Source organism: Dyella sp. 01N36 (genome assembly GCF_056399745.1).
The window spans coordinates 43,748-68,203 of the sequence record NZ_JBFTRY010000010.1 but is presented as its reverse complement, the minus strand read 5'-3'; the positions used below and the strand labels follow the sequence as shown (position 1 = coordinate 68,203).

Here is a 24,456-nt window from a genome sequence, read left to right as displayed (position 1 = left end):
CCCCAGCGTGGCCGTCGCGCACAGGGTGCGCTCCCACAGACAAGCAGCGGGGCCCGTCTTACGCGCAATCATATTTTTATACCATTGCGCACAAAAACTCTTGACTTCCCGCCGCCACTGATTATTATGCGTACTTGTACAAAATAAGACGCGCCCAGCAGGGATGCGGATTCAATGCAGGGAGCCAGCTCGGGGCGGTCGTCGCCACCATCTATCGGAACCCTAATCATGAACGTCACTTATTCATCTAACTACCGCAGATTTTCAGCCAGGCGCCTGGTTGCAACCTCCATGATGTTGGGGGCTGCCTTGGTCGCCACCCCGCTGCTTGCGGAACAAAACGCCCAAGCCGAGGCCGTGGCGCAAGCCGCCGTGCAAGCGCAATCCCTGGCCGCCGCCCACAACAGCGAGGCTCTTGAAGTGTCGAGCAGCCGCATCAACGGCCGTATTGACTGGGATGTGGACTACCCTTCCCAGCTCGCGCCGCAACCGGTGCAGTCCGCCAGGCATGCTCAAGACGTCGCGGTGTTTGCCACCACGGCCGCGTCTACACAGGTCACAGTGCGCTGAACCATCTGAAGCCGCGACTGACCGCGGCGCAACCAGCAACGACACGACGGGTCTGAAGCGATGGCGCGAGTGTGATTCGTCGCCCTGTGCGGTGACGCGCCATCGCGGATGAAGATCACTTGTCGGGCCGGGCGGCGGTGATCGCAGGCTTCACCACCGCCACGGGCAACCATGGCGGCTACGAGCAGCGCTGCGGCGGAACAACCTCAAAGGCGCAACATCGCGGCGCCCATATCCCGCCTTCGTGTTGTTTCAATACCTCAAGTTCAACTCCGGCACATGCGGCCGGTTGCGCTCGAACAGATCCTGGAACTCCTCCTCGCTGAGTTCGTCGGGCGCATACACAGCCACCGGATCCCACACGCGATCGGTCGTCTGGGGCTGGCGCGGTCCGCCACGCAACGAGAACAGCACGCCATCGCGCTCAAGCAGCTCGGGGGCATCGTCGACGCGCTCGGTTTTCACGTCGTGGGGGGCAACAAGGAACACGGCGAAAATCATGGGTCACTCCTCGTGCAACTACATCAGGCCGTTACCGGCCGATGTTACCTGCTTGCGCGATGAGGTGCCGGCCATGCGACAAGCCGCTCCTGCCCACCGCGTCGATACCAAAGTATCGGTGACACTTTGGTGCAATGGTGCCGGCCAGATGGCCTGCCTATGGTGCCCCCTTGGGTGACAGCGTCTTTCGGGGGCAAGCTCAGGCGTGGCGTCTCGGATAGCGCGTTCTTCGGGAAACATCCGGCGCAAGCCGTTCGTCAAACCGCAGCGCTCCATCGAGGCCTTACACCATGGCAGTGAGCAAGTTGCCCGTTGTTCCTGCGAGCTTCTTCGGCATCGTGCTTGGCATTGGCGGCCTGGGCAACGCCTGGCGGGCGGCGCATCAGGTTTGGCAACTGCCTTCGTGGGTCGGCGAGACCCTGCTCGCCCTGGCGGCCCTGGTATGGATCGGTTTGATCGTGCTGACCTCGGCCAAATGGATCTATGCGCGACCGGCCGCGCTCGCTGAACTAAGCCATCCCGTGCAAAGTTGCTTCGTGGGACTTGCCGGCCTCACCACCATGGTGATGGCTGGCGCCGTATTGCCCTATTCGCGCGCCACCGCGCTGGTGCTGTTCGTGCTCGGCTTTCTTCACACGGTGAGTTTCGCCGTGTGGCTGACGGGTACGCTTTGGGTGGGTGGACGGGACAAAGCGTGCACCACCGCCGCGCTCTATCTGCCGGTGGTGGGTGGTTCGTTCGTGGCGGCAGCCGTGGCAGCGAACCTGGGCTACGCCGACTGGGGCCAGCTGGCATTTGGCGCCGGCGCGTTCACCTGGCTGGCGATCGACGCGGTGCTGTTGCATCGGCTCTATACCGCCGACGCCATGCCGCCGATGATGCGCCCCACCCTGGGCATCCAGCTGGCGCCGCCGACGGTCGGCGCGATCGCATACATCAATCTGAGCAGCGGTCCGCCGGACCTGTTCATCCACGCCATGCTGGCCTATGGCCTGATGATCGCGGTGGTGTTGCTGCGCCTGCTGCCGTGGATACGCGCCCAGCCTTTTGCAGTGAGCTACTGGGGCTTCACCTTTGGCGTGACGTCCCTCACGGCGGCACCACTGCGCCTCATCCAGCATGGCGAACAAGGTCCGTTCGCCCTGATGGCGCCGTATCTGTTCATCGGCGGCAACCTGGTCATCCTGATCATGACGGTGGCGACTATTCGTCTGCTCGTGCCGGGGAAACGTTCGTCTCCGCAGTGAGTCGACTCCATGGGCGCCGAGGCTGCCCCTGATGTGCGCGGAGTTGTCAGCCATGAGCCACGTCGTATCCGTCAATGTCGGCCTTCCCGCAGAAGTGTCGTGGCGCGGCAAAGTCGTTCGGACGGCCGTATGGAAACGCCCCGTGAGCGGACGCGTGATGGCGCGCCGGCTCAATCTCGATGGTGACGGCCAGGGCGACCTGCAAGGCCACGGCGGCGTGCATCGTGCGGTGATGGTTTACCAGGTTGCCTCGTACCGATACTGGGAACAGGTGCTGCAGCGAACGCTGGGCGAATACGGCATGTTCGGTGAAAACCTGACGGTGGATGGACTGCCCGACGACGACGTATGCGTCGGCGACCGTTATCGCATCGGCGGAGCCCTGTTCGAAGTATCGCAACCGCGAGTCACCTGCTATCGCGTCGGTATACGCATGGATGAACCGCGCATGCCCGCCCTGCTCGTCTCGCATCGTCGGCCAGGCTTTTATTTTCGGGTGATCGAGGAAGGCGAGATCGGCTCTGGCGACGAGATCGTGCGCGTCGAGCGGGGACGTGAAGGCATGACCGTGGCCGAAGTAGATGGCTTGCTCTACCTACCTGATCATCCCAAAGACCGGCTGCAACGCGCAGCCAGCGAGCCTTCGCTCAGTCCTGGCTGGAAGCAGTCCTTCGATGCCTTACTGGCGAATACCGAGGGCCTGCCGGGCAACGCCGGGCTCGCACCAGTGCTGCCACCGGCTGCGTGGCCGGGCTTTCGCACCTTGAAAGTAGTGAGCGTGGTGGAGGAAAGCAGCGAGGTGAAGTCCCTGCTGCTGACCGCGACGGAGCCACCCTTTCTCGCGCCGCCGGCCGCAGGATCGTTCGTGGTGTTGCGCCTGCCTGCGGCCGATGGCGGCAGCGCGGTCACGCGCAGCTACTCGATCTCCAATATCGGTGAAGACGGCTGCTATCGCGTGAGCATCAAGCGCGGTTCCGGCGAGGGCAGCCAATATATCCACAGCCAAATTCATGCGGGGGACCTGCTTGAGGTCAGCGCGCCACGCGGGACGTTTACGCTGCAGGCGGGTGATGATCCGGTAGTGTTGGTGAGCGCGGGCATCGGCGTTACGCCGGTGCTCGGCATGCTGCATCAATTGGTGGCGGAAGGAGCGGCGGCCAGGCGCGAGGTCTACTGGATCTATGGCGCACGCAACGGCGCCGAACGTCCGTTTGCATCGGAAGTCCGCCACCTGCTTGGCGCACTACCGCATGTACATGCGCTCGTCGCCTTTAGCCAGCCTCGCGCTGAAGATCAGTTGGGCCACGATTTCGATGTCGCCGAACGCATCAGCGCCGCGACGATCCAGCGACTGGGCGTACCCGGCAACGCCCAGTTTTACCTCTGCGGCCCAACTGCCTTCATGTCCGACCTGATGGACGGACTGGCAGCGGCGGGTTACGCGTCCACGCATCTGCATACGGAGATCTTCGGCAGCGTAGGGTCGATCACGCCGGGCATCGCTGCAGGGCCCGCCAGGTCTCCGCATCTGCCGCAAGGTCCGGCGGGGCAAGGCCCCACGGTGTCTTTCAGTCGTAGCGGCCTGGCGCTGCCCTGGTCCGATCGCTATCAAAGCCTGCTGGAATTTGCCGAGGCCTGCGATGTGCCCGTGCGCTGGTCGTGCCGTGCGGGCGTGTGCCACACCTGCGAGACCGCGCTTATCGCCGGCCAGATTCGCTACGACACCGAACCGGTGGGCGCGCCCGCCAGTGGCAGCGTGCTGATCTGCTGTGCACGCCCCACGACCGACATTGAGCTTGATCTCTAAGGCAGTCCGCCCACTTACTTACGCCGCGGCACGAACCCAGGAACACCAGTCTCGACCACGGCATTCAAGCGCACCGAGGTGGTGATGTCCTCTTTCATCTGGCGCATCGCTTCGTCGGGCAGTGAATCGATGGCGAAGTTCTCCTCGATATGCGCGGGGTTGGTCGAGGTGGTCAGAAAGGCCGTGCCGCGTTGCGCCGCCCAGGCCAGCGCCACTTGCGCCGGCGTCTTGCCAACGCGCTGGGCGATGCCGGTGATCACCGCGTCGTCGGTGATGCGCGGCTCCATGCCATGACCCAGCGGCGCAAACGCGAGCAGCACGATGCCATGTTGCTGGCAGTACTCCAACAGCTCCCATTCGGGCAGATACGGGTGGCACTCCACCTGCACCGCCGCGGGCTTGATGCGCGCCACGTCGACAATCTCCTTGAGCTTGGGCAGCGTGACGTCCGATAGCCCGATGGCGCGGCACTTCCCTTCGTCCACCAGGCGTTCCATCGCGCGCCAGGTTTCCACCAGGGCCACGCCGGTGTCGTAGATGGGCTGGTCGTGCTCGTCACGGGGATCCATCTCGTCGCCCGGCTTGAACGCAAACGGCGTGTGGATCAGGTAGAGATCGATGTAGTGGAGCCGGAGCCGGCGGAGGCTCGCTTCAAACGCAGGCCTGACGCGTTCCGGGCGGTGATTGGTGTTCCACAGCTTGGTAGTGACGAAGAGCTCCTCGCGCTTCACGGTGCCGGCCGCAAACGCCGCTTGCATCGCCGCGCCGACGACGTCTTCGTTGAGATAGCGTTCTGCCGCATCGAGATGACGGAAGCCGGTTTCCAGTGCCGCCTTGATGGCCAGCCTGGCGGCATCGCGGTTGGCGATCAGGGTGCCGAATCCCACCGCCGGCATGTCACCGGTGCCGTGGGCCAGGGGAATGGTGGTGTGACGAAGATGGTCGGACGAACGCATGTCGTGCTCTCTGGTCGTATGGGCGGCTTGCACAGGGCAGCCGCCGCGTGAGTTGAAGATTTCTATCGGCGCCGCTGCTCAGGGTTGATCGCGCGACGCCACGCGCTGCTCGGAGACGCCGTTGGCGTTGCCACCCAGGGCGATCGAAAGCTGCACGCTGTCGAGGTGGCGTGCCGTCTGTGCCTGGATATGGCCAATCAAGGCACGCTGGTAAGCACGCTCGGCATCCAGCACTTGCAGCACGCCGATCTCGCCGACCCGATAGCCCTGCTGGTTCAATTTCAAGCTGGCCTCGGCCGCGTTCAAGGCGCGCTCCTGCGCTGCGTATTCCTCGGTGTCGTGGTTGATCGCCTGCAGCACGTCCGCCACCTGGCCCAACGAGGTGATGACGGTTTGCTGGTAACCCGCGAGCGATGCCTTATAGCCGTCGACGGCGCCGCGCCGGTTGGCCTTCAGGGTGCCGCCGTCGAAAATCGGCCCGGCCAGCGCGCCGGCGAGTCCAAACAGTGTTCCGATGCCAGGACCCGCCTGGGTGAGCGACGCGGACAGGGTCAGATGCGGATACATATCCGCCGTAGCCACACCAATCTCGGCGCTGGCCGCATGCAGTTGCGCCTCAGCCTCGAGGATGTCGGGGCGTTCGCGCGCCAGCTCAGAGGGCAGCGTCACGGGCAGGCTTTCCGGCAGCGCAAAATCGCTGAGATCGAAATCCGGTGCGGTCCAGTCGCCTGGGCTCTTGCCGACCAGGATAGCCAAGGCATGCCGCGCAACATCACGCTGCTGCGCCAGCGGCGGCAGCAGGGTTTCGTCCTGCGCCAGCTGCGTGGTGGCCAGCGCGATATCCACTTGCGTGGCCGTGCCGTATTCGTGCGCCTTGCGCACCAGGTCCAGGTTTTTCTGGTCGTCGGCAATCAGCACTTGCACTGCCTTGATCTGTGCACGGGCCGAAGCCAGTGCAATCGCTTCGCTGGCCACATCGCCGGTCACCGTGAGGTAGGCCGCATCGAAGCGATGCTTCTCCAGCTCGGCGAGCGCGGTGCGCTCTTCGACCTTGCGCTTGGTGCCGCCGAAAAGGTCGAAGTCAAAACTCACCTGCGGCCCGACGGCATAAAAGTTGGACGTGCCAACTCCCGCACCGTTGCTGCCCTTCTGGCGACCGCCCGTGGCGCCAAATCCCACTTGCGGACTCAAGGCGCCGGCAGTGGCAGCCACCGCTTCATTCGCTTGCGCGATCGTGGCATCCGCGGCCTGTAGATCAAAATTGCCAGCGATGGCTTTGCGCATCACTTGATCGAGCTTGGCCGAGCCGAGCGTCGACCACCAGTCGCCCTGCATGGTTTTGCCAAGCTCGACGTGCGCCGTGCCCGCCGACGCATGGCTGCCGTCGAGCGCCTGCTCGGCCTGGGCGTCGTAGTGCTCGGTGGTCGGCGCTGCCGGACGTTCAAAGTTGGGCCCCACCATGCACGCGGACAAAAGCGCGGGCGCAGCAGCGGCCAGCAGGAGCGTTCGGACAAAAGGCCCCAACGCGAGTGAGTTCATCGATTTCATGGCGTGACTCCAGAAGATCAGTTGCCGGCACGCGGCTTGCGCAGGAACAGAGCCAGCGGACTGACGATCAGCATGGCTATCATCAAAAGCTTGAACTGGCCGATCACCGCGACCACCGCCGCCTGGCCGGTCACCAGTTCATTCATCATGGCGAGCGCCTGGCCCGTCAGAGGACCGGTACGATGCGGCGTGAGGTGGTTGGCGAGCGCCAGGTGCATGCTCTGTGTGTTGCAGTAGAAGTAGATCTGCACGATGGCGATGCCGATCGTGCTGCCGTACAAGCGCGAGAGGTTGAAAAGCACGGTGCCTTCCGCGCGGAATTGGGGATCGAGCGTACTGAAGGCAGCACGGGTAAGCGCCGGCATCAGCACGCCGAGCCCTGCGCCTTGAATGGCGCCCGCGACGGCGACCGGCCACCAGTCCATCAAGGGCGAATAGCCCAGCATCCGCCAGTTGCCGTAGACCACCAGCGCCAAACCGCCGAGGATCAGCCAGCGATTGTCCAAGCGCGACGGTGCGCGCCAGGTCAGCAGCAAGGCTGTCACCAAGGCAGCACCGCGTGGAATGCTGAAGTAACCCGCCGTGTCGGCTGGATAGCCGAGCAGTTCCTCGAGCATCGGTGAGGTCAGCGCCAGGGTCGGCAGCAGCACAAAGCCAAACGCAAAGAACATCACCGTCGCCACGCGGAAGTTGCGGTCCTTGAACAAGGCCTTGTGCAGGAAGTGATGGTCCCTGGTCAGCACGTGCACGATGTAGAGATAGAAGCCCAGCGCCGAAGCGATGGCTTCCACCCAGATCTCCGGCGACGCAAACCATTCCAGTCGTTCGCCGCGGTCGAGCATCATCTGCAGACCGGCGATGCCCATGGAAAACGTCACCAGCCCGAAGAAGTCGAAGTGCTCAAGCTTGTGCAGCTTCTTTTCCTTAAGGTACGCACTCATCGCCAGCGCGATAAACGCAGCCATCGGCAGGCTGAAGTAGAAGATCGCGTGCCAGCCGACATATTCGCCCAGCCATCCGCCGATCGCCGGTCCACTTAAGATGCCCAGCAAGGCAATCACGCTCCAGGCCATGCCGATGCGGCCATGACGCAGGGGCGGCAGTTCATGCAGCAGGATCGCCATCGACAGCGGCGCCAGCGTGCCGCTCGCGGCACCTTGCAGGATGCGCGCGGAGACGAATTGCAGCGGCGTCGTCGCCAGCGTGTCGAGGATCAGTGCCACGGTGAACAGCGCCAGCGAGACCAGAAACACTTTCTTCCTGCCAAACCGGCCAGCCAGCCAATGCGTCAACGGCATCACGATGGCGCTTGCAGCGATATACGAAGAAAACACCCAGCCAATCTCGTCGTCCGTCATCGACAGGCCGCCCTGCACGTGCAGTACCGCTGCGTTCGGGATCGAGATGTTCACGGCTTGCATATACGTCGCCATCAACGCGGCGGCGACAAGGCTCCAATGCGCCCGCACCTCGCTGTTGTGGGCATGGGCGGCATTCACTGCCTTGCTCCCCCGGCTTGCCGACGCGTATCGACTTGCGCGGTGACGCTCATGCCCGAGTACAGCGGCCAGTTGGGATCGATCGCGTCCAACTCCAGGCGCACCGGCAGGCGCTGCACCACCTTCACCCAATTGCCGGTGGCGTTTTCCGGCGGCAGCAGCGCGAATTCCGAGCCGGTGCCGGGACTCATGCTCACTACGTGGGCCTTGAAGCCGTGACCGGGATAGGTATCGACATCGATGATGGCTGACTGGCCCGGCCGCATATGGGTCAGGCCGGTTTCGCGGAAATTCGCTTCAATCCACACATGCCGGCTCGACATCATCGAGAACACGGTGGCGCCGCTGCTGACGAAATCGCCGACCTGCAGATCGTCCACCTTGGTCACCACGCCATCGTCCGGCGCCAAGACGCGGGTATAGGAAAGATCGAGTCGCGCGCGGTCGAGCTGTGCACGCGCTTCGCGCACGGTCGGATGGCGATCGACGTCGATATTGGGATCGCCATTCAAGCCCGCGACGGTGTTGGCGACATCCTGCTGCGCCGATGCAATGTGCTGACGCGATACCTGCATGTCGGTTTCGGCACGCTCGTAGGAAGCGCGCGAGGCGAAATCCGAGGCGAGCAATTCCTTCTTGCGCGCGTATTCGCGGCCGTCGAAATCCGCCGATGCCTTGGCCGATTGGAGATCGGACAACTGGCGGCGATAAGTCGCCTTGAGCGCTTCCACCTGCAGGCGTGCGCTGTTCAGGCGCGCCTCGGCCTGTTCCACCGCAATGCGGTAAGGCTCGGGATCGATCTCGAACAGCAATTGGCCGGCCTTGACCGGCTGGTTGTCGATCACCGCCACTTTCACCACCTGGCCGGGAATGCGGGCATTGATGGAGACCTTGGCGGCTCGCACGAACGCATCGTCCGTCGCGACATCGCGCTCTCCATGCAGATATCTGGCGCCACCGCCGACGAGCAACAGCAGTGGCAAGGCCGCCATCAGGGGCCAGCGCAGCCGCTCCTTCAAGCTTCGGCCCGCCGTCTCGGCACTGCCTGAGCCCAGGCCGTCGCTCGTTTCATCAAATTGCTTACGCATGACTTCGATCCCGTTGACTGGCCACCGCTGCGAACCTCCGCGCAGTGCCTGTTGAATTTTGTACTGATCAGGATAATAATCCCGGCACAGACGAGAGGTCAAGTTTTTTATGCGATCAGGAACAAAAATAGAGAAGACCGAAAAAAGGCCCCGCGGCCGGCCCCGTGCCTACGAACCGGAAACGGCGTTGCGGCAGGCCGCCGAGGCGTTCTGGAAGACTGGCTACTCGGGCACCTCGCTGGACGACATCTCCGCCGCGACCGGCATGAACCGCCCCAGCCTTCGGGCCGCGTTTGGCGACAAGCACGACATCTACGTCAAGGCGCTGAACGACTATTGGGAACGCAAGTTCAACCTGATGCACAAGGCCTTCGCCAGCGGCGGCAGCCTGGCCGAGACCTTGATGAAGGTTTACGACGCCGCGCTGTCGATTTATTTCTCCGGCGACGACCAGGTGCTGGGATGCTTCGTGGTGGGCACGGCGATTACCGAGGCGCCGGGCGATCCGCAGATCCAGAAGCTGGCCGCGGATGGTTTTCGCAAGCTGGATGCCGATTTCGAAGCGCGCTTCAAATTGGCACGCAGCGCAGGCGAGTTGAAGCCCGATGCCGATCCCAAGGCGCTCGCCCTGCTCGCCTCCGCCACCATGCACTCGCTGGCCGTGCGCGCCCGCTCCGGCAGTTCAAAGGCGGAGCTGCGCAAGCTGGCGCAGAAGGCGGTCAGCGTGATGTGCGAGTGACGGGCCGATCGTGAGCAACGAGCTCCCCGACCTCCTGGCCGACCGGCTCGAGGTCGTCTTCTGCGGCATCAATCCGGGCATGACGGCGGCCACGGCCGGCCATCATTTCGTGAGCGGGAGCAATCGCTTCTGGCGGGTGCTTCATCTCGCGGGATTTACGCCCGAGCAGATCGCACCCGCGCGGGATCGCAGCATCCTGCGCTATGGCTATGGACTGACGACGGTGGTGTCCCGGGCGACGGCAGCTGCCGATGAGTTGTCGCCCCGCGAATTCACCGCGGCCGCTGCAGCATTCAAGCGGAAGATCGCGAGCCACGCGCCGCGTTTCGTGGCCTTTCTCGGCAAGGCGGCTTATGCGGGACTTTCCGGCCAGCGTGAACTCAACTGGGGAAGACAAGCGATGGGCTTCGAAGGCGCGATCGTGTGGATACTGCCCAACCCCAGCGGCAGGAATCGCGCTTTCACCCTCGACGGTCTGGTGGCTGCGTATCGCGAGCTTTATCTGGAAATGATGGCGCCCGCAGCGCACAACGTGCGGACGGAGAACTAGGGTGGGTCAAAGGAAAGCTGCGCCGATCAGCTGGCCGGGCAAGCCCTTGTCGCGTGCCTTCTTCCAGCGCCCGGCCACCACGTTGGCGCCGCGACTGCTCAATAAAGTGCTGGCGTCCGCGGATGGCCGGGCGGGACGGATCGTGGAAGTGGAAGCTTATCTCGGCGCGCTCGATCCGGCAGCGCACACGTACCGCGGAAAAACGCCGCGCAATGCCGTCATGTTCGGACCGCCGGGGCATATGTATGTCTACTTCACCTATGGCATGCATTGGTGCAGCAACTGCGTCAGCGGTCCGGTGGGTAGCGGTTGCGGCGTACTTATCCGCGCCCTCGAACCCATCCACGGCCTCGCACAAATGCGTGCAGCGCGGCCCCACACCTTGCTCGATCGCGACTTGTGCCGCGGGCCCGCCCGGCTGACGCAGGCGATGGGTATCGACAGCGCACAAAACGGCATCGACCTGGTGGTGGGGCTCGAGGGTTTCGCCATCGTCGACGATGGCGTGGCGCCGCCCAAAGATCCGCTGGTAAGTCTGCGCATAGGCATCAGCGTGGGCAAGGAACATCCATGGCGCTGGAGCGTGCGCGGCAGCCCTTACGTCTCCGGCTCGTCGGCACAGCGCGGCTGACAGATCACGCGCGTTAACGGCGATTGCACATGGATTGCATCGGAACTAACACAAGGCCGCGTAGTATCAATCTGCGCTTCAACCATAGGCTCTCCAGGCACCGCATGTCTTGGCAGATGCTTCGGTAAGCGCAACGGGGCAGTGTCCCAATGCGTTTCATGGGACCCACTGCCCCTCTTTTATGCGCGGCGCGAAAGTGAGATCACTTCCCAGGCATGGCACTCGTCATGGAAGCCGCAATGTCCCGATGCGTCGCCCGCCACTGCGCCAGCGAAAAGGCGTGGATATGTTGATCCTTGCCGCTGTAATAGAGCGTGGAAAGATCGGGCGTAAGCCGCGCCTCGATGCCCATCGGGCCCAGCGGCTGCGGCGCACTCCAGCCCTGCGGCGTGGCGACGCTGATAAGTAGCGCGCTGCCACTGGACGCCGTCGCCGGTGGCCGCGACGAGCTGAACACCAAGAAGGACTGATCGGGCGCGACCGCCGGGTCATAGTCGCCCGCCGTCCCGTCGCTGAAACTCAAGGGACTCGGCGCCTGGTACTCACCGTGCTGCCAGCGACTGAGATACAGCCGGAACTTGCCGGTGCCGGGATCGGGCTTCATGAAATACAGGCTGCCATCGGCCGCGATGGCCGGCGAGAAGATCGCGTTGCCGTCATTGATGATGTCCGGCAATCGCTGCGGCACGCCCCACCCTTGCGCCGTGCGATCGACCCGCCACAGGTTGCCACCACGTCCGGGCCTGGGCTTGCCCATGAAATAGCCGTCCAACGCCGCGCCATCGTTGTGCGCCGGCCGGTTGGATGCAAACACCATGTACGAGCCATCCGGCGCCATCGCCGGCTCCAGGTCCATCCACGAGGCGGAGAACGGCGCCAGCGTCGCCGGCATCCAATCCGCCGTGCCACGCTCGGCGACATAGAGATGCCGCTCGGCGCCCTCGCCACGGGAGAACACCACCGATCGTCCATCAGGAGCGAATGCGGGCGAAGCATCTTCGACCTGTTGCCAAGGGTCGGTGGCATGGGCTGTACCAGCGACGAGGAGAGCAGCCAGCAAGATCGTAGGGCGCATGGTGTGGGTCCGTCGGGAGATTCGCCAAGGCTAGGGGCGATCTCGCCGGACGGTCCACGCATCTGTGTCGACCGGCTTCGCTTGGGTGACCAACGGCCTGCGCTGGAGGCCGAGCGGTCTGCAGCGATGATGGGCGCCGAGGTATACGCCTTGCGCTCGGAGATCTCGACCGAGAACAGCGGCGCATCATTCATGCGATGTTGCAGGACAAGGTTGCCATGCACATCCATCACGGACACCGCGACCGGCACCTTGACTCGCGCTGCCTCGGCTTCCACGCGTTCCGCCAGGGCCTTCGCTGTCGCAAGCAGGTCCATACGTCACTCCTTTCGAAGACAGTCACTGGCCCAGTTGGCCGATGTAGTAGGCAAGACGTTCTTCCACATCGCCCGGCTTGTGGAAGCCCTTGGCCATCAGCGCCTTGATGCTCTGCTGCGCGTGCTCGCGGCCAATCGAGGCCATGCAGGTATCCCACCCGGCGCCGATCTCCACGTCCGGCGGCAGCTGGGTATTGACCAGGCGCTTGGTATTGGCCAGCGCCCATTTGTCGAAGCGCGAGATGCGCAGCGCAAGCGCCTCCACGAAGTCGTCGAGTTCGGCATCGGGCAAGGCGCGATTGACGTAGCCATAGGCGGCCGCCTGATCGCCGCCAAGATCTTCCGAGCTCAGCAGCACTTCCAGTGCACGATTGCGGCCGATCAGTTGCGGCAAGCGCGCCATCGGCCCACCACCCGCCACCAGGCCGACGCCCGCCTCCCACTGCGAGATGATGGTCTTTTCGCGACTGGCAAAACTCATATCGCAGGCGAGCGTGAGTTCGCTGCCATTGCCCGTCGCGCGACCGCGTATGAGCGCAATCGACGCCACGGGTGCATGCGTGAGGCGCACCAGCACGTCCGGCCATGGCGGCAAGCCGGTAGGCCCGTTCGGCATGCTGGTCAAGTCCTCGAACCGTGCGTTGAAATCGGAGTGGTTGAGGAAATAGCCGTCTACGGCACTGTCAAATACCACGACCCGAACCTGCTCATCCGCTTCGATCGCGTTGATGACGTCCTGGAAGTCTCGCACCATGGGCGGGCCCATGACGTTGATGGGCGGGTTGTCGATGGTGACGCGCCAATACGCGGGAGTGCGACGCGTGATGCGAAGTTGCGCGGAAGGCTGGCTGTCATTCATGGCGGCTCCTGTCGCTGGCATGGGTGAAGGCAGCTGCCAGTGTCCCGCCAGCCATGGCGCCAGGCCACCACACTTTGGTATCGCTACGAACCCGTCACGCTGGCTGCGATCGCGCAACACTCATTGGGCGACACCTTGGTGCCATGGCGTGCACCAAGGCGTCTGCCTGGCATCGCGTCTCGACACGGCGGCGGCGATTTTGTGGGAGCGCACCCTGTGCGCGACAGCCTTTGGCGAGGACGCCCGGGACCGTGGTACACCGAAGCGCCGCTGTCGCGCACAGGATGCGCTCCCACAAGAAGCGCGGCACCTCGCGCCAGCCTTCCTGCTCGCCACCGGCTTATTCGTCCATGGCGGCCATCGGCACCAGCAGGCCGCGCTTGAGCGTGCTCAGCGCGACGCGCGTGTGGAACCGGCGCACATTCGCGTTCTCGGCAATCATGCGTTGCATCGACGCTTCGAAGTCATCCACGTCGCGCGCGATCACGATCAGCACGTAATCACCTGCGCCCGTGACGTACCAGGCCTCCTGGATGAAGGACTGGGCGGCAATCCACTGCTTGAGGCTCGCCAGCAGCTCCGGTCGTTCGCGCTCCACTTCCACATCGACAATCATCGTCAACGGGTGACCGACGCTCATCGGGTCGACTACCGCCACTTCCGCCGTGATGACGCCCTCGTCGCGCATCCGCGCCATGCGGCGCTGCACGGCCGAAGCCGATAGTCCGACATCCGCGCCGATCAGCTCGGCCGGACGGCGTGCGTCCTTTTGCACGATGGCCAGGATGCGTCGATCGATCTTGTCCAGCGGCGGGGCCATGGGCGCGAAACCTCCGTAAGGCGGGGAAAAATCCTGTCTTGCCTTGCACAATCGCGGCCTGGCCGCGCGAGCGCACCCTAGCATAGCTCGCACCGTCCACCACCGAAGCGTGCATTCGTCTCATGAGGCTCCTGTATCAGTCCCATTCGCCATATGCGCGAAAAGTGCTAGTCGCCGCGCACGAAATCGGTCTCGCCAACCGGCTCGACGTGATCCATCACGAAACCAGCCCGACCGTGCGCAACAGCGAGGTGTTTGCACTCAATCCGCTGGGCAAGGTCCCCGTGCTGATCTGCGATGACGGCACGGTCTTGTTCGATTCCAGCGTGATCTGCGAATACCTGGATGGCCTGCATCAGGGCCGCCCGCTCATTCCTGCCGAGCCAAAACAACGCTTCGTCGCGTTGCGAAATCAGGCCATCGCCGTGGGTATCGCCGATGCCGGCATCGCCGTGCGTTGGGAAACCACGCGCCGGCCCGAGGCGTTCCGTTGGACACCGCTGCGGGATGGGCATCTGCAAAAGATCGAGGCTGCCTGCGATTTCCTCGAAGCGCATATCGGCCATGAGCCAGACATCGACATCGGCGATATCGCACTGGCGACGGCGCTCAGCTGGATCGAATTTCGCCAGATCCTCGCCTTCCGGAACGGCCGCCCGCGGCTGGCCTCATGGTACGAGCGCATCGGCGAACGTCCATCGATGAGGGCCACCGGCTTCGCAGGCGACACCGTCGATGCTGCGCCAGTCGCCGATGCCAACACGGGAGGCTCGCATGCGCTGGCCGTGGCTTGACCTGCTGTTCCTGCATGGCCATATCGTTCAACCGTTGCCCACGCCCGCTGCCGAGGCGGATGAAAGCTCGGCCAAGTCTGGCGAGACGGAGCAACCAGCGTCCCCAGGCTTCGGTCGATGCAGCCTGGCCGCCTTGCGGCTCTGCCTGGGTATCGGCGATGGCGCCATTCGCACGCAATAAGTCCATCCGGCGGTCGTCACGGCGCGAGTGAAGCATGCACAGGGCAGCCACCGCATCAAGCGGATGGCTCCGCATCGCTGCGGAGCCAGGTCATGCTCAGTGCCGGTGATCGGACAACTTGGGCGTCGCGATGAAGCCGTGACGCTTGCCGGTCGTATCGAAGTACTCGCCCGCGACCACGCCGAAATTATTGATCGCCGTGACGATCGTTGCTGCGGCGCCCGGCAGGTCGAGTGTCTGGAACTTGCCCTTGGTTTCGACGAAGCCGTGGATCGCCCCGCTCGGCTCGGTGTAGTAGCCCGCGATCACACCGTTGTCGGTGATGCCGAAGGCGACGCTGCTCGCGGCGCCGGGCACATCGACGTTGGTGATCTTGCCGTTGGCGCTGCGATAGTAGCCGTGCGTCACTGCCGGATCGTTGTCCCAGTAGCCGACGATCTCGCCGCTGCCATTGATGCCCAGCGGATAGGTATCGCGCGCGCCGGGCACGTCGATCGGCGTGTCCCAGCCAAAGCCGCGGCGCAGGACGCCGTGATAGATGCCGTCGGCGTCCCAATACACGCCGGCGATGGCGCCAAATTCATTGAGACCGTCCACGTTCGAGTTGAGATGGCCGGGGAAGTCCACCGTGACGGTGCGCTTGCCGATGATCACAAAGCCGTGCTGCCGCCCTGCTGCGTCCGTGTAACCGCCGAAGGTCTGACCCAGGTCGGTGGGGCCGCCGGCTGCACTGAAGTAGGTGCCCATCAGCGCGGGATCCAGTGGCTCGAAATGGCCGTGTCGATAGGCCATGGCGTGCGAGGTGCCTCCATTGACGGCGTATTGCCCCGCCACTTCGCCGAAATCGTTGATGCCCCAGAAGATCGTCAACGACGAGCCCGGTACATCCAGCGTTTGATAGCTATAGGTCACGGCCTGGTTGTTGGACGACGCTGCGGCAACGCTGGTGTCCGCCATCGCGGCGGTGGAAAAGCCGGCCAGCGCAATCGCCAGCAGTCCAGCGGCCCTTGTGAGAACGCCGTGCGTAGAGCGATGATTCCACATGATTTCATTCCTCTGTAGGGTGCGACGGGCGATGGCCTTCCCAGGGTGTGCAGCCGTTCCGAATCACGCCATCTCTCCCTACAGCGCAAAGCGGGAGCATTTACCGACACGCTCTGCGCAAAGTCAGCCAGCGGATATCCAGGGCGCATGACCGCCGACTCGCCCATCACCGAAGTGCTCGCGCGCGCCGCCCACGGTGACGCCGCCGCGCTCGACACGCTGATCCCCAAGATCTATGCCACGCTGCATCGCCTCGCCCGCCACCAGCGCGCGCGCGAAGCGGCGCACACGCTGGAAACCACGGCCCTGGTCCACGAGGCCTATCTGAAGCTGGTCAGCCAGGACGCCGTCTCGTTCACCGACCGCGGGCATCTGTATGCGTATATGAGCCAGGTGATGCGCCACATCCTGATCGACCACGCAAGGCGCAGGAAGGCGCAGAAGCGCCAGGCGCCCGAGATGACCGCGGGCCAGGATTCGTCGGACATCATCGACGTGCTGGCCATCGACGAAGCACTGACCCGGCTGGCAGCGACCGACGAGCGACTGGCTCGCGTGGCGGAACTGCGCCTGTTCGCCGACTTGTCCAGCCCGGATATCGCCGAGGTGCTGGGCGTCAATGCACGCACTGTCGAACGGGACTGGTTGAAGGCGCGTACCTTTCTCAGCGCCTGCCTGATGCCCGAGCCGAGTTGATGTCGGTAGTCGCGCGGTAAATACGCTATAGAGGTAGGTCACCGAACCGGAAATGCGCCGCCGATGATTTCCGCCTTCTCCCAACGCTGGCACGAGATCGAACCGCTGATCGACCGGCTGTTCGACGTGCCCGTCGCCAAACGCACCGAGTGGCTGCGCCAACACTGCGCAGACGCCACCTTGCGGACCCTGGTCGTGCAGGCGCTGGACAACGCATCGGGCATCGAAGCGCTGGAACGCGGCATGGCGCAGTGGCTGCCTGCGCTCGCCGACGAGGCCGCGCAGGCGCTGCCGACCATCGCCGGCTATCGCGTGCTTCGCTTTGTGGGCGCCGGCGGCATGGCCAGTGTGTTCGAGGCCGAGCGCGAGCTGCCAGGCGGTCCGCAGCGGGTGGCGCTCAAGCTGTTGCGCATCGATGTGCACGATGCGGACGAGCGTCGTCGATTCCTGCAAGAACAGCGCATTCTGGCGCGGCTGCAGCATCCGCATATTGCCCAACTGCTCGATGCAGGCTTTTCGCCCACGGGCACGCCGTTTCTCGCCCTCGAATATGTGGCGGGCGACAACCTGGTCGCCCATGCCCAACGCATGCACCTGTCGCGGCGCGAACGGCTGGCACTGTTTATCGATGTCTGCGCCGCGGTGGAGCACGCGCATCGCGCCCTGATCGTGCACCGCGACCTGAAACCCAGCAACGTGCTGGTGGGGGCGGATGGTGGCGTGAAGCTGGTGGATTTCGGCATCGCCAAACTGCTCACCGGCGATGGGGAGCGCACGCGCACCGAGGCACGACGTCTCACGCGTTCCTATGCGGCACCGGAGCAGTTTGCGGGCGACGTGGCGACGACGGCGATCGACGTCTATGCCCTGGGCATCCTGCTTGCCGAGTTGTTGGAGGAAAAGGCGCCGCGCAGGGACGGCGAGCACGGCATCGACGAAGAGGCATGGCGGCGAACGCTGGGCGTCGATCTGCACGCCATCGTGCAGCAGGCCACACGTGCAGAACCCGCTCGCCGCTACGCAGGCGTCGCGGCCTTGAGCGACGATGTCCAACGCTATATGGATGGCAAGCCGCTGCAGGCGCGCGCCGATACGCTGAGCTATCGCGTTCTCATGTTCACCCGCCGGCATGCACTCGCCGTGTCGCTGGGCGCAGTGATTGCCGTGCTGCTCGCTACCGCGACGGCTGTCGGTGTGTACGAAGCGCGCGAGGCCAGTCGCGCTGCGAACACAGCGCACGCACAAGCGATCGCCGCCGAGAGCGAAGCGCAGCGTGCGGGCGCGCTCAAATCATTTCTGGAAGGTCTGTTCGATAGCTCATCGCACGGCACGGAAGCAAATGAGACGGCACAGGAACTGCTTGCGCGAGGACGCGAACGCGCCGACCGTGACTTTGCCATGCAGCCTGCCCTGCGCGCGGAAATCATCGCCCTGGTCGGCGATCTCGAACGCCGCAGCGGTCATCCGGAACGCGCCTGGCTGCCGCTGCAGGAAGCGGCTGCACTTGCCAACATGCAGTTTGGTCCCACCGACCCGCGCACCCTGCACGTCGAATACCTGCTGGCCAAGGAAGCCGACGAGCTGGGCCGCGTTCGCGACGCCACCGCAAGATTGCAGCACGCCATCGAGGCGTTCGAGCGAGGCCCGCATCGGGATTCCACCGAAGAGGTCCTCGCGCTGGCCTGGCTGGCCGGGCTGGACGAGCGTATCGGCGAATCCGCCAAGGCCATCGAGGTGGGCGACAAAGCGCTCGCCCTTGCACGGCGCTCGCTACCGGTGGACAGCGATGCACTGACCGAGGCGGTGATGAATCTGGGCTGGATCCAGATGGATGCCGGCCACGCCGACAGCGCCGCGCCGTTGCTGCGCGAAGCGCTGGCCCGCAAGCGCAGCCATCTGGGCGCCGGCCATGCCGAGGTAGCCGATGCGATGACCATCCTGACCTCGGACCTGGTCAAGCAGGGCCGCTATGCCGAGAGCGAACAGACGATGCGCGACGCGCTCGATATCGATGCCAACGCCTACACGCACCCCAATGCGCACACGGCGTGGCACCTCAACGACCTGGCCAATGTGCTCGCCTACGAAGGCAAGTTCGACGAGGCCAGCGTGTTCTACGCCAAATCCGTGGCCATCGACCAGGCGCTGGCGCCGGCCGGCGCGCTCAATGAAGCCATCAGCATCGGCAATCTGGCGCGGCTGCAATTTACGCAAGGCGCATATGCCGCCGCCGAAACCGGGCTCAGGGAGTCGATCAACCGCAAGCAAAGCTTGCTGGGCGCCGACTATGCCGACAACGGGCGCAGCTATGATCGAGCCTGCCTCGCGCAGGTGCTGATTGCACGCACGCATCTGGACGAGGCGCGGCTCATCATCGACAGCGCGCTGCTGGAAGCGCGGCAGCGACACCGCGACGCCCACCCCGACATCGCGTTTGCGCTTACCGTCGAAGCCCAATTGATGGCCGCGCAAGCGGCGAAAGAGCGCGCTGCCGCAGTCGCGGGAGAAGCGGTTGCCATGTATGCCGGCCTGGACGACCGTCATTCGGAAAAGGCCATACGCGCGGACCTGCTGTTCGCCGACACGCTGCATGCGCTGGGTCGCAACGACGAGGCTGCCGCCCAACTGGGCAAGGCTTTGGATGCGGCCAAGGCGATCACGCCACGAGCAACCGCACTGATGGCCTTGATCGATGCGCATCTGGCCCGTGTCGATGATGCGCTGGACCAACATGCCGAGGGCGATCAACGGCGCGCTGAGGCCACGTCGCTGCTGGCCGAGCTGCAAGCAGGCCCCAACAGCGACCGCGACGCCGCGACACGCTGGCTTGCCGGCATCACGACCAGGCCACGCAGTCCATAAAAGCTCCGGTTGTTACCCTGCCCGATGCGGTGCGACCAGGCTCGTATCCTGGCGATTCGCCCACCGGTTCAACCAGGCACACAACACCAGCAGTACGGCAGTGACGAAGAACACATCGCGCAATCCCACCCACGCGCCGATCTGGCCGCCGATCAGCGGCCCTATCACTTGACCGGCAAATTGCGCGGATTGCAGATAACCCAGCGTCTTGCCGGTCTTGCGGTCCTCGACCAGGGCGCGCACGCCCTTGGCCACCGCGGGCAGCATGCCGGCCATCGACATGCCCATCAGCCCGCGCAGCACGGCCAGTTGCCACCACTGCGTCACGAACGCCTGCGGCACCATCAGCAGCGCCGTGACCAGCAGACATCCGATGATCACCTTGTTGCTCCCGACGCGATCGGCCAGGGAGCCAAGCCGCGCTGAAGTGAGCATGCTGCCGAAGGCGGACGCTGCCATCACGATGCCGGCCATGCGCGCGAGGTGGTCGTGCGGCACGCCAAGCTGGGCGATATAGACCGTGATGATGGGCTCGATCGACATATTGGCAAGCAACACCATCATGGCTGTAACCAGCAGGGTGACGATCAAGCCCTTGTGCGCCATGCCGGTGGTGTCGTCGCTGCTGCCCAGCGGCGCGCGAGTGTCCAACTCGTGGTTGAAATCCTCCCGCACGAAAAAAATCGTGACCAGGGCCGCCACGCCGATCACGCCGCCGCCTACGAAGAACGTGCCGCGAATACCGACGAGATCCGGCAGAAAGCCGCCGACCAGCGGTCCGATCAGACTGCCGGACAGCGCACCGATCGACAGCACGCCGAGCGCCCAACCCGACCGCTCGCGTGGCGCCTGCGTGCCGACCATCACGGTAGCCGCCGACGCATAGCCACCCACCAGGCCAGCCACCAGGCGCAGCGTCACCAGTTGCGTGACGGTATGCGCGGTGCCGATCAGCGACATGACAATCGCCATGCCGATCGCCGCGCGCACCAGCATGGGTTTGCGGCCGTAGCGATCCGCCAGGTGGCCCCACAGGGGCGCGGTCAGCGCGGTGCCAAGAAACGTCGCGCCGAAGGCGATACCCGACCACTGCACAATCGCCGATGGTGTATGAGCGCCCAGCTGCTCCACATAAAGCGGCAGGAACGGCAGCAACATGCTCAGACTCACCAGCGTGGTGAACGAACCAAACACCGCGATGGCAAGATTGCGCTTCCAGTAGGCCTCGTTGCGTTCGGCGTAGCTGGCGGTAGCGCGATTCAATGGGACGGACGGCTGGGATGCAATGATCTGGGCGGACATGCGTTCGGTTCGACTTTCGTGGCAACGTTGACTCGGCGCAAGCGTTCGATGGCGCGATCGCTCGCGCCACCGCAGGCGTTATTTCTTTTCCGCGGCGCGTTGCGCTCGGAATTCGGCGGCTGGCAGTCCACCCCAGCCCCAGTTTTCCATCTCCACTTCATCGATGACGACGAAGGTCGAATCCAGCGGCTTGTGCAGCACGTCGAGCAGCAGCTGGCTCACGCCCTTGATCAGCAGCGCCTTCTCTTCGGCGGTCACTGCGCTGCGGCCCGGCGCGGAACCCTCACGGGTGACCTTGATGTTCACGATAGGCATGGTCTTCTCCTTGAAGTAATGCACGGTGGACGAAATGCCACCTCGTTACGGCGGCAAGGGGTGGACGTTTGCCCACCCCTCGTGAGGACTTAGTGACCGGCGCTCTGGCCACCGTCGACGTGCAGGATCTCGCCGGTGACAAAGCCCGCGTTGTCGAGGTAGATCACCGCGTCGGTGATGTCGGCGATATCGCCCATGCGACCCACCGGGTGCAGGCCCGCCAGCGCACCGTGCGTTTCCACGCCGTGCATCGGCGTCTTGATCACGCCCGGCGCCACGGCGTTCACGCGGATGCCGCGCTTGGCGTACTCGATGGCGAGCGAACGCGTGGCGGCGTTCAGGCCACCCTTGGTGAGCGAAGCGAGCACCGAGGGCACGCCGTCGATCGCGTGATCGACCAGGCTGGTGGTGATGCTGACGATGTGGCCGCTGCGCTGCTTCTCCATCTCCGCAATGGCGAACTGCGTGATGTGGAAGAAGCCGTTGAGATTGACCGAGATATTGTCGGCGTAGTCTTGCTCGGTGAATGCGGTGAACGGCTTGGCGGTGAAGATGCCGGCGTTGTTCACCAGCGTGTCGATGCGACCGAAATGCTTGATCGCCTCTTCCACCACGCGCTTGGCCACGGCACGGTCGCCGATATCACCGGCCACCGTGATCACGTCCGGATCGCTGGACGGCTTGATCGAACGCGAGTTGGCGACCACGCGATAGTTGCGGTCGCGGAATGCCTTGACCAGGCCCGCGCCAATGCCTTGCGACGCACCAGTGATGACGGCGACTTTCTGCTGATTGCTCATGAGTGTTTGCTCCAGATGGGGTTGGGGGATTCAGTTGAAGACTGATCGGCTTCGTTTGCCGACACCCACAATTTAGGAGCGCAACAGGCGTTCGAGAATTCCTGCTACTCGGCAGACACTCTTCCGCGTGGCGGTTGAATCAGCGTTTCCGGCGGGGAGGCCGCGTCCTTGGCCAGGGAGGCGAAGCGTGCGCGCAGGCGCGGCAAGGCGAAGTCGACGAAGGCCCTCACCTTGGGCACGGCAAGTCGTCCGTACGGCGACACGATGTTGACGGGAAACGGCGCCGGCTCCTCATCGGCCAGCAGCACCTGCAACTTGCCCTGTTTGATTTCCGGCGCCACGTGGTAGGACAGCAGGCGTGTCACGCCGTATCCATCCACCGCCGATTCAACCGCTGCGCGAATGTTGTTGACCACCAGTCGCGCCGTGAACGACACCGAACGCGACACGGACGAGCCTTCCAGTGGCGGAAAACTCCAGGAATCCATGCCCATGTTCTCCATCGCGATGATCTGCTGCTTGCCCAGGTCGGCGATGCCGGCAATGCGCGGGTGCGTGGCCAGGTACCGCGGCGACGCCACAATCACGCGGCGCACCTCGCCGATGGGATGCGCCACCAGGGTGGAGTCGGACAGATGGGTGATGCGCAGGGCCAGGTCCATGCCCTCCTCGACCAGGTTGACCGGCCGCTCGAGCAGATGGAGCCGCACATTCACGGTGGGAAATTCATCCATGAAGGCATCGACGATGGGGCGCAGGATTTCCACGCCGGAAAATACCGTGGCGGAAATCGTCAGCGTGCCGCGTGGCACCGAACGTTCGCCAGCCGCATTGCGATCGGCTTCCTCAAGATCCGCCAGCAGCTTGCGGCAGGCGATGGCGTAGCGCTCGCCTGCTTCGCTCAATTTGATCGAGCGTGTGGTCCGGTGCAGCAAGGGCACGCCCACGTGGTCTTCGAGAAACGCGATGGCGCGACTCACGGCCGCCGCCGAACGCCCGGTCTTGCGGCTCGCGCCGGCGAGGCTGCCCTCGTCGAGCGCGGCGACGAAAACCTTCATGGCATCGATGCGATCCATAGGACGAGCCTTGCCTGTCAGCGCGAAAACGTGGGTCGGGGAAGTGTCCTACAACTGGTCCAATCGCGCATCGAACCCTTCAACTCAGCCCGTGGCTTGCCGCCATTCGCCGATCAAGACCTGCATCAATGAGCGCGTGGACATGGCGCGCGCCAGCGGCGCGCCCTGCCCGGCCCAGTGTGCGCCATAACCTGCTTCACCGGCCGCGCGGCCCGCTGCATTCAGTGCCTTGCCTGCGTCGTAGGCGATCGGATAGTCGGGTACGTCGGCGTTGGGCACGCTGGCGCCCAGCCGCGTGAACAGGCTCGCCAGGCTGCGCGCCGGTCGACCGGAGACGGCACGCGTCATCACGGTGGCGTAGGCAGCATCGCTGGCCAGCGCCTTGCGATAGCCGGCATCGGCGAGGGATTCGTCGGTGGAGACAAAGGCCGTGCCCAGTTGCGCCGCGGCTGCGCCCAGCTTGAGCACGGCGGCGATGCCGGCACCGTCCATGATGCCGCCCGCGGCGATCACGGGAATGCGCACGTTTTCCACCAGCAACCGGGTCAAGGCCAAGGTGCCCAGCTGGCTGTCCTCATCATCGGGATCGAACATCCCCCGATGACCGCCCGCCTCATAGCCCTGCGCAATCACCGCATCGATGCCGGCGGCTTCCACCGCCTTGGCTTCGCGCACATTCGTGGCCGATGCCATCAGGTAAATGCCGGCGCCATGGAGCGCCTTGATCTGTTCGGCCGTGGGCAGACCAAAATGAAAGCTCACCACGGCCGGTCGTTCCTCGACCAGCATGGCGAGCATGTCGTTGTCGACCAGGAAAGACGTGTAGATCTCGCCCAGCGACGATGGCGGGGTCGCCCCGAAGCGTTGGAACTCCGGCGCGAGTCGCGCGATCCAAGCCGCCTGCCTGGCGGCATCCGCATGCGCCGGCCGGTGCACGAACAGGTTCACATTGAGAGGGCCCTTGCTCAGCTGGCGAAACGCGTGGATGGCTTCACGCGCCTTGCCTGCCGTCATGGCGCCCACGCCCAGCGAACCCAGGCCGCCGCTATCGCTCGCCGCTGCCGCCATGGCCGGAGACGATATGCCGGCCATGGGGGCCTGGATGATGGGCACGCTGATGCCGATCGCGCGGAGCAATGATGAAGACGCGGCATTCGCCATGACGGGCCACTCCAGGCT

24 protein-coding genes and 1 pseudogene are annotated in these 24,456 nt (G+C 64.4%); 10 read left to right on the top strand and 15 right to left on the bottom strand.

What is annotated here, in order from left to right; translation table 11 throughout:
- Positions 1–228 precede the first annotated feature (228 nt).
- Positions 229–570: a hypothetical protein gene (locus AC1DMG_RS04415; RefSeq protein WP_441604596.1), complete on the top strand. Its 342-nt coding sequence runs from the start codon at positions 229–231 to the stop codon at positions 568–570.
- Between the two features lie 252 nt (positions 571–822).
- Here the strand turns inward: AC1DMG_RS04415 and AC1DMG_RS04410 are convergent, their stop codons facing one another.
- Entirely contained in the window at positions 823–1,071 is a 249-nt protein-coding gene (locus AC1DMG_RS04410; RefSeq protein ID WP_441604595.1) for a hypothetical protein, read from the bottom strand.
- Between the two features lie 290 nt (positions 1,072–1,361).
- Here AC1DMG_RS04410 and tehA point away from each other — a divergent pair, with 290 nt between their 5' ends.
- Both tehA and AC1DMG_RS04400 read left to right on the top strand, forming a co-directional pair.
- The gene (tehA, locus tag AC1DMG_RS04405; RefSeq protein WP_441604594.1) at positions 1,362–2,318 is read left to right on the top strand and encodes a dicarboxylate transporter/tellurite-resistance protein TehA; all 957 of its coding nucleotides are present in this window, start codon (positions 1,362–1,364) and stop codon (positions 2,316–2,318) included.
- A 52-nt stretch (positions 2,319–2,370) separates the two neighbouring features.
- Complete coding sequence (locus AC1DMG_RS04400) at positions 2,371–4,125, top strand: MOSC domain-containing protein (protein ID WP_441604593.1); 1,755 nt, start codon at positions 2,371–2,373, stop codon at positions 4,123–4,125.
- 14 nt (positions 4,126–4,139) lie between these two features.
- Here AC1DMG_RS04400 and AC1DMG_RS04395 read toward each other — a convergent pair whose 3' ends face one another.
- From AC1DMG_RS04395 to AC1DMG_RS04380, 4 genes are all read right to left on the bottom strand, one after another.
- Positions 4,140–5,081 (bottom strand): aldo/keto reductase, encoded by a 942-nt coding sequence (locus tag AC1DMG_RS04395; RefSeq protein ID WP_441604592.1) that lies wholly within the window; start codon positions 5,079–5,081, stop codon positions 4,140–4,142.
- Positions 5,082–5,159: 78 nt separating this feature from the next.
- A complete protein-coding gene (locus AC1DMG_RS04390; protein WP_441604591.1) occupies positions 5,160–6,629 on the bottom strand; it encodes an efflux transporter outer membrane subunit in 1,470 nt (489 codons plus the stop codon).
- Between the two features lie 17 nt (positions 6,630–6,646).
- Complete coding sequence (locus AC1DMG_RS04385) at positions 6,647–8,128, bottom strand: MDR family MFS transporter (protein ID WP_477180199.1); 1,482 nt, start codon at positions 8,126–8,128, stop codon at positions 6,647–6,649.
- Entirely contained in the window at positions 8,125–9,216 is a 1,092-nt protein-coding gene (locus tag AC1DMG_RS04380; protein WP_441604589.1) for an HlyD family secretion protein, read from the bottom strand. Before AC1DMG_RS04380 ends, AC1DMG_RS04385 begins: the two co-directional genes overlap by 4 nt.
- Positions 9,217–9,403: 187 nt before the next feature.
- On the opposite strand from AC1DMG_RS04380, the gene AC1DMG_RS04375 reads away from it, so the two are divergent.
- The 3 genes from AC1DMG_RS04375 to AC1DMG_RS04365 are packed head-to-tail and all read left to right on the top strand — an operon-like array spanning position 9,404 to position 11,136.
- Positions 9,404–9,955 carry a TetR/AcrR family transcriptional regulator gene (locus AC1DMG_RS04375; RefSeq protein WP_441604588.1) on the top strand — a complete coding sequence of 184 codons (552 nt, stop codon included), beginning with the start codon at positions 9,404–9,406 and terminating at the stop codon, positions 9,953–9,955.
- A 10-nt stretch (positions 9,956–9,965) separates the two neighbouring features.
- Positions 9,966–10,505, top strand: a complete 540-nt coding sequence (gene mug, locus AC1DMG_RS04370; protein WP_441604587.1) for a G/U mismatch-specific DNA glycosylase — start codon at positions 9,966–9,968, stop codon at positions 10,503–10,505.
- 1 nt (position 10,506) lies between these two features.
- Entirely contained in the window at positions 10,507–11,136 is a 630-nt protein-coding gene (locus AC1DMG_RS04365) for a DNA-3-methyladenine glycosylase (RefSeq protein WP_441604586.1), read from the top strand.
- A gap of 202 nt (positions 11,137–11,338) precedes the next feature.
- On the opposite strand, the gene AC1DMG_RS04360 is transcribed toward AC1DMG_RS04365, so the two are convergent.
- The 4 genes and pseudogenes from AC1DMG_RS04360 to AC1DMG_RS04345 form a co-directional block, all read right to left on the bottom strand.
- The gene (locus AC1DMG_RS04360) at positions 11,339–12,211 is read right to left on the bottom strand and encodes a TolB family protein (RefSeq protein ID WP_441604651.1); all 873 of its coding nucleotides are present in this window, start codon (positions 12,209–12,211) and stop codon (positions 11,339–11,341) included.
- Between the two features lie 146 nt (positions 12,212–12,357).
- A pseudogene (locus AC1DMG_RS04355) lies at positions 12,358–12,528 on the bottom strand (GlcG/HbpS family heme-binding protein); the annotation flags it as partial.
- Between the two features lie 22 nt (positions 12,529–12,550).
- The gene (locus AC1DMG_RS04350) at positions 12,551–13,387 is read right to left on the bottom strand and encodes an enoyl-CoA hydratase/isomerase family protein (protein WP_441604585.1); all 837 of its coding nucleotides are present in this window, start codon (positions 13,385–13,387) and stop codon (positions 12,551–12,553) included.
- 340 nt (positions 13,388–13,727) lie between these two features.
- Positions 13,728–14,207, bottom strand: a complete 480-nt coding sequence (locus tag AC1DMG_RS04345) for an Lrp/AsnC family transcriptional regulator (protein ID WP_441604584.1) — start codon at positions 14,205–14,207, stop codon at positions 13,728–13,730.
- Positions 14,208–14,329: 122 nt separating this feature from the next.
- Between AC1DMG_RS04345 and AC1DMG_RS04340 the strand changes: the two genes are divergently transcribed.
- On the top strand, positions 14,330–15,001 hold the full coding sequence (locus tag AC1DMG_RS04340; RefSeq protein ID WP_441604583.1) for a glutathione S-transferase family protein: 672 nt from the start codon (positions 14,330–14,332) through the stop codon (positions 14,999–15,001).
- Positions 14,982–15,182, top strand: a complete 201-nt coding sequence (locus AC1DMG_RS04335; protein ID WP_441604582.1) for a hypothetical protein — start codon at positions 14,982–14,984, stop codon at positions 15,180–15,182. Before AC1DMG_RS04340 ends, AC1DMG_RS04335 begins: the two co-directional genes overlap by 20 nt.
- A 96-nt stretch (positions 15,183–15,278) precedes the next feature.
- Here the strand turns inward: AC1DMG_RS04335 and AC1DMG_RS04330 are convergent, their stop codons facing one another.
- A complete protein-coding gene (locus tag AC1DMG_RS04330; protein WP_441604581.1) occupies positions 15,279–16,226 on the bottom strand; it encodes a hypothetical protein in 948 nt (315 codons plus the stop codon).
- 147 nt (positions 16,227–16,373) lie between these two features.
- On the opposite strand from AC1DMG_RS04330, the gene AC1DMG_RS04325 reads away from it, so the two are divergent.
- Positions 16,374–16,922, top strand: coding sequence for an ECF-type sigma factor (locus tag AC1DMG_RS04325; RefSeq protein WP_441604580.1), 549 nt, complete (start codon positions 16,374–16,376; stop codon positions 16,920–16,922).
- Between the two features lie 63 nt (positions 16,923–16,985).
- On the top strand, positions 16,986–19,784 hold the full coding sequence (locus tag AC1DMG_RS04320) for a serine/threonine-protein kinase (RefSeq protein ID WP_441604579.1): 2,799 nt from the start codon (positions 16,986–16,988) through the stop codon (positions 19,782–19,784).
- A gap of 12 nt (positions 19,785–19,796) precedes the next feature.
- On the opposite strand, the gene AC1DMG_RS04315 is transcribed toward AC1DMG_RS04320, so the two are convergent.
- From AC1DMG_RS04315 to AC1DMG_RS04295, 5 genes are all read right to left on the bottom strand, one after another.
- A complete protein-coding gene (locus tag AC1DMG_RS04315) occupies positions 19,797–21,086 on the bottom strand; it encodes an MFS transporter (protein WP_441604578.1) in 1,290 nt (429 codons plus the stop codon).
- Positions 21,087–21,164: 78 nt separating this feature from the next.
- Positions 21,165–21,401, bottom strand: coding sequence for a tautomerase family protein (locus tag AC1DMG_RS04310; RefSeq protein ID WP_046972535.1), 237 nt, complete (start codon positions 21,399–21,401; stop codon positions 21,165–21,167).
- An 89-nt stretch (positions 21,402–21,490) separates the two neighbouring features.
- Positions 21,491–22,201 (bottom strand): SDR family NAD(P)-dependent oxidoreductase, encoded by a 711-nt coding sequence (locus tag AC1DMG_RS04305; protein ID WP_441604577.1) that lies wholly within the window; start codon positions 22,199–22,201, stop codon positions 21,491–21,493.
- A gap of 104 nt (positions 22,202–22,305) precedes the next feature.
- Positions 22,306–23,277, bottom strand: a complete 972-nt coding sequence (locus tag AC1DMG_RS04300; RefSeq protein ID WP_441604576.1) for a LysR family transcriptional regulator — start codon at positions 23,275–23,277, stop codon at positions 22,306–22,308.
- Positions 23,278–23,361: 84 nt separating this feature from the next.
- Positions 23,362–24,438: an NAD(P)H-dependent flavin oxidoreductase gene (locus AC1DMG_RS04295; RefSeq protein WP_441604575.1), complete on the bottom strand. Its 1,077-nt coding sequence runs from the start codon at positions 24,436–24,438 to the stop codon at positions 23,362–23,364.
- Between the last annotated feature and the right edge of the window lie 18 nt (positions 24,439–24,456).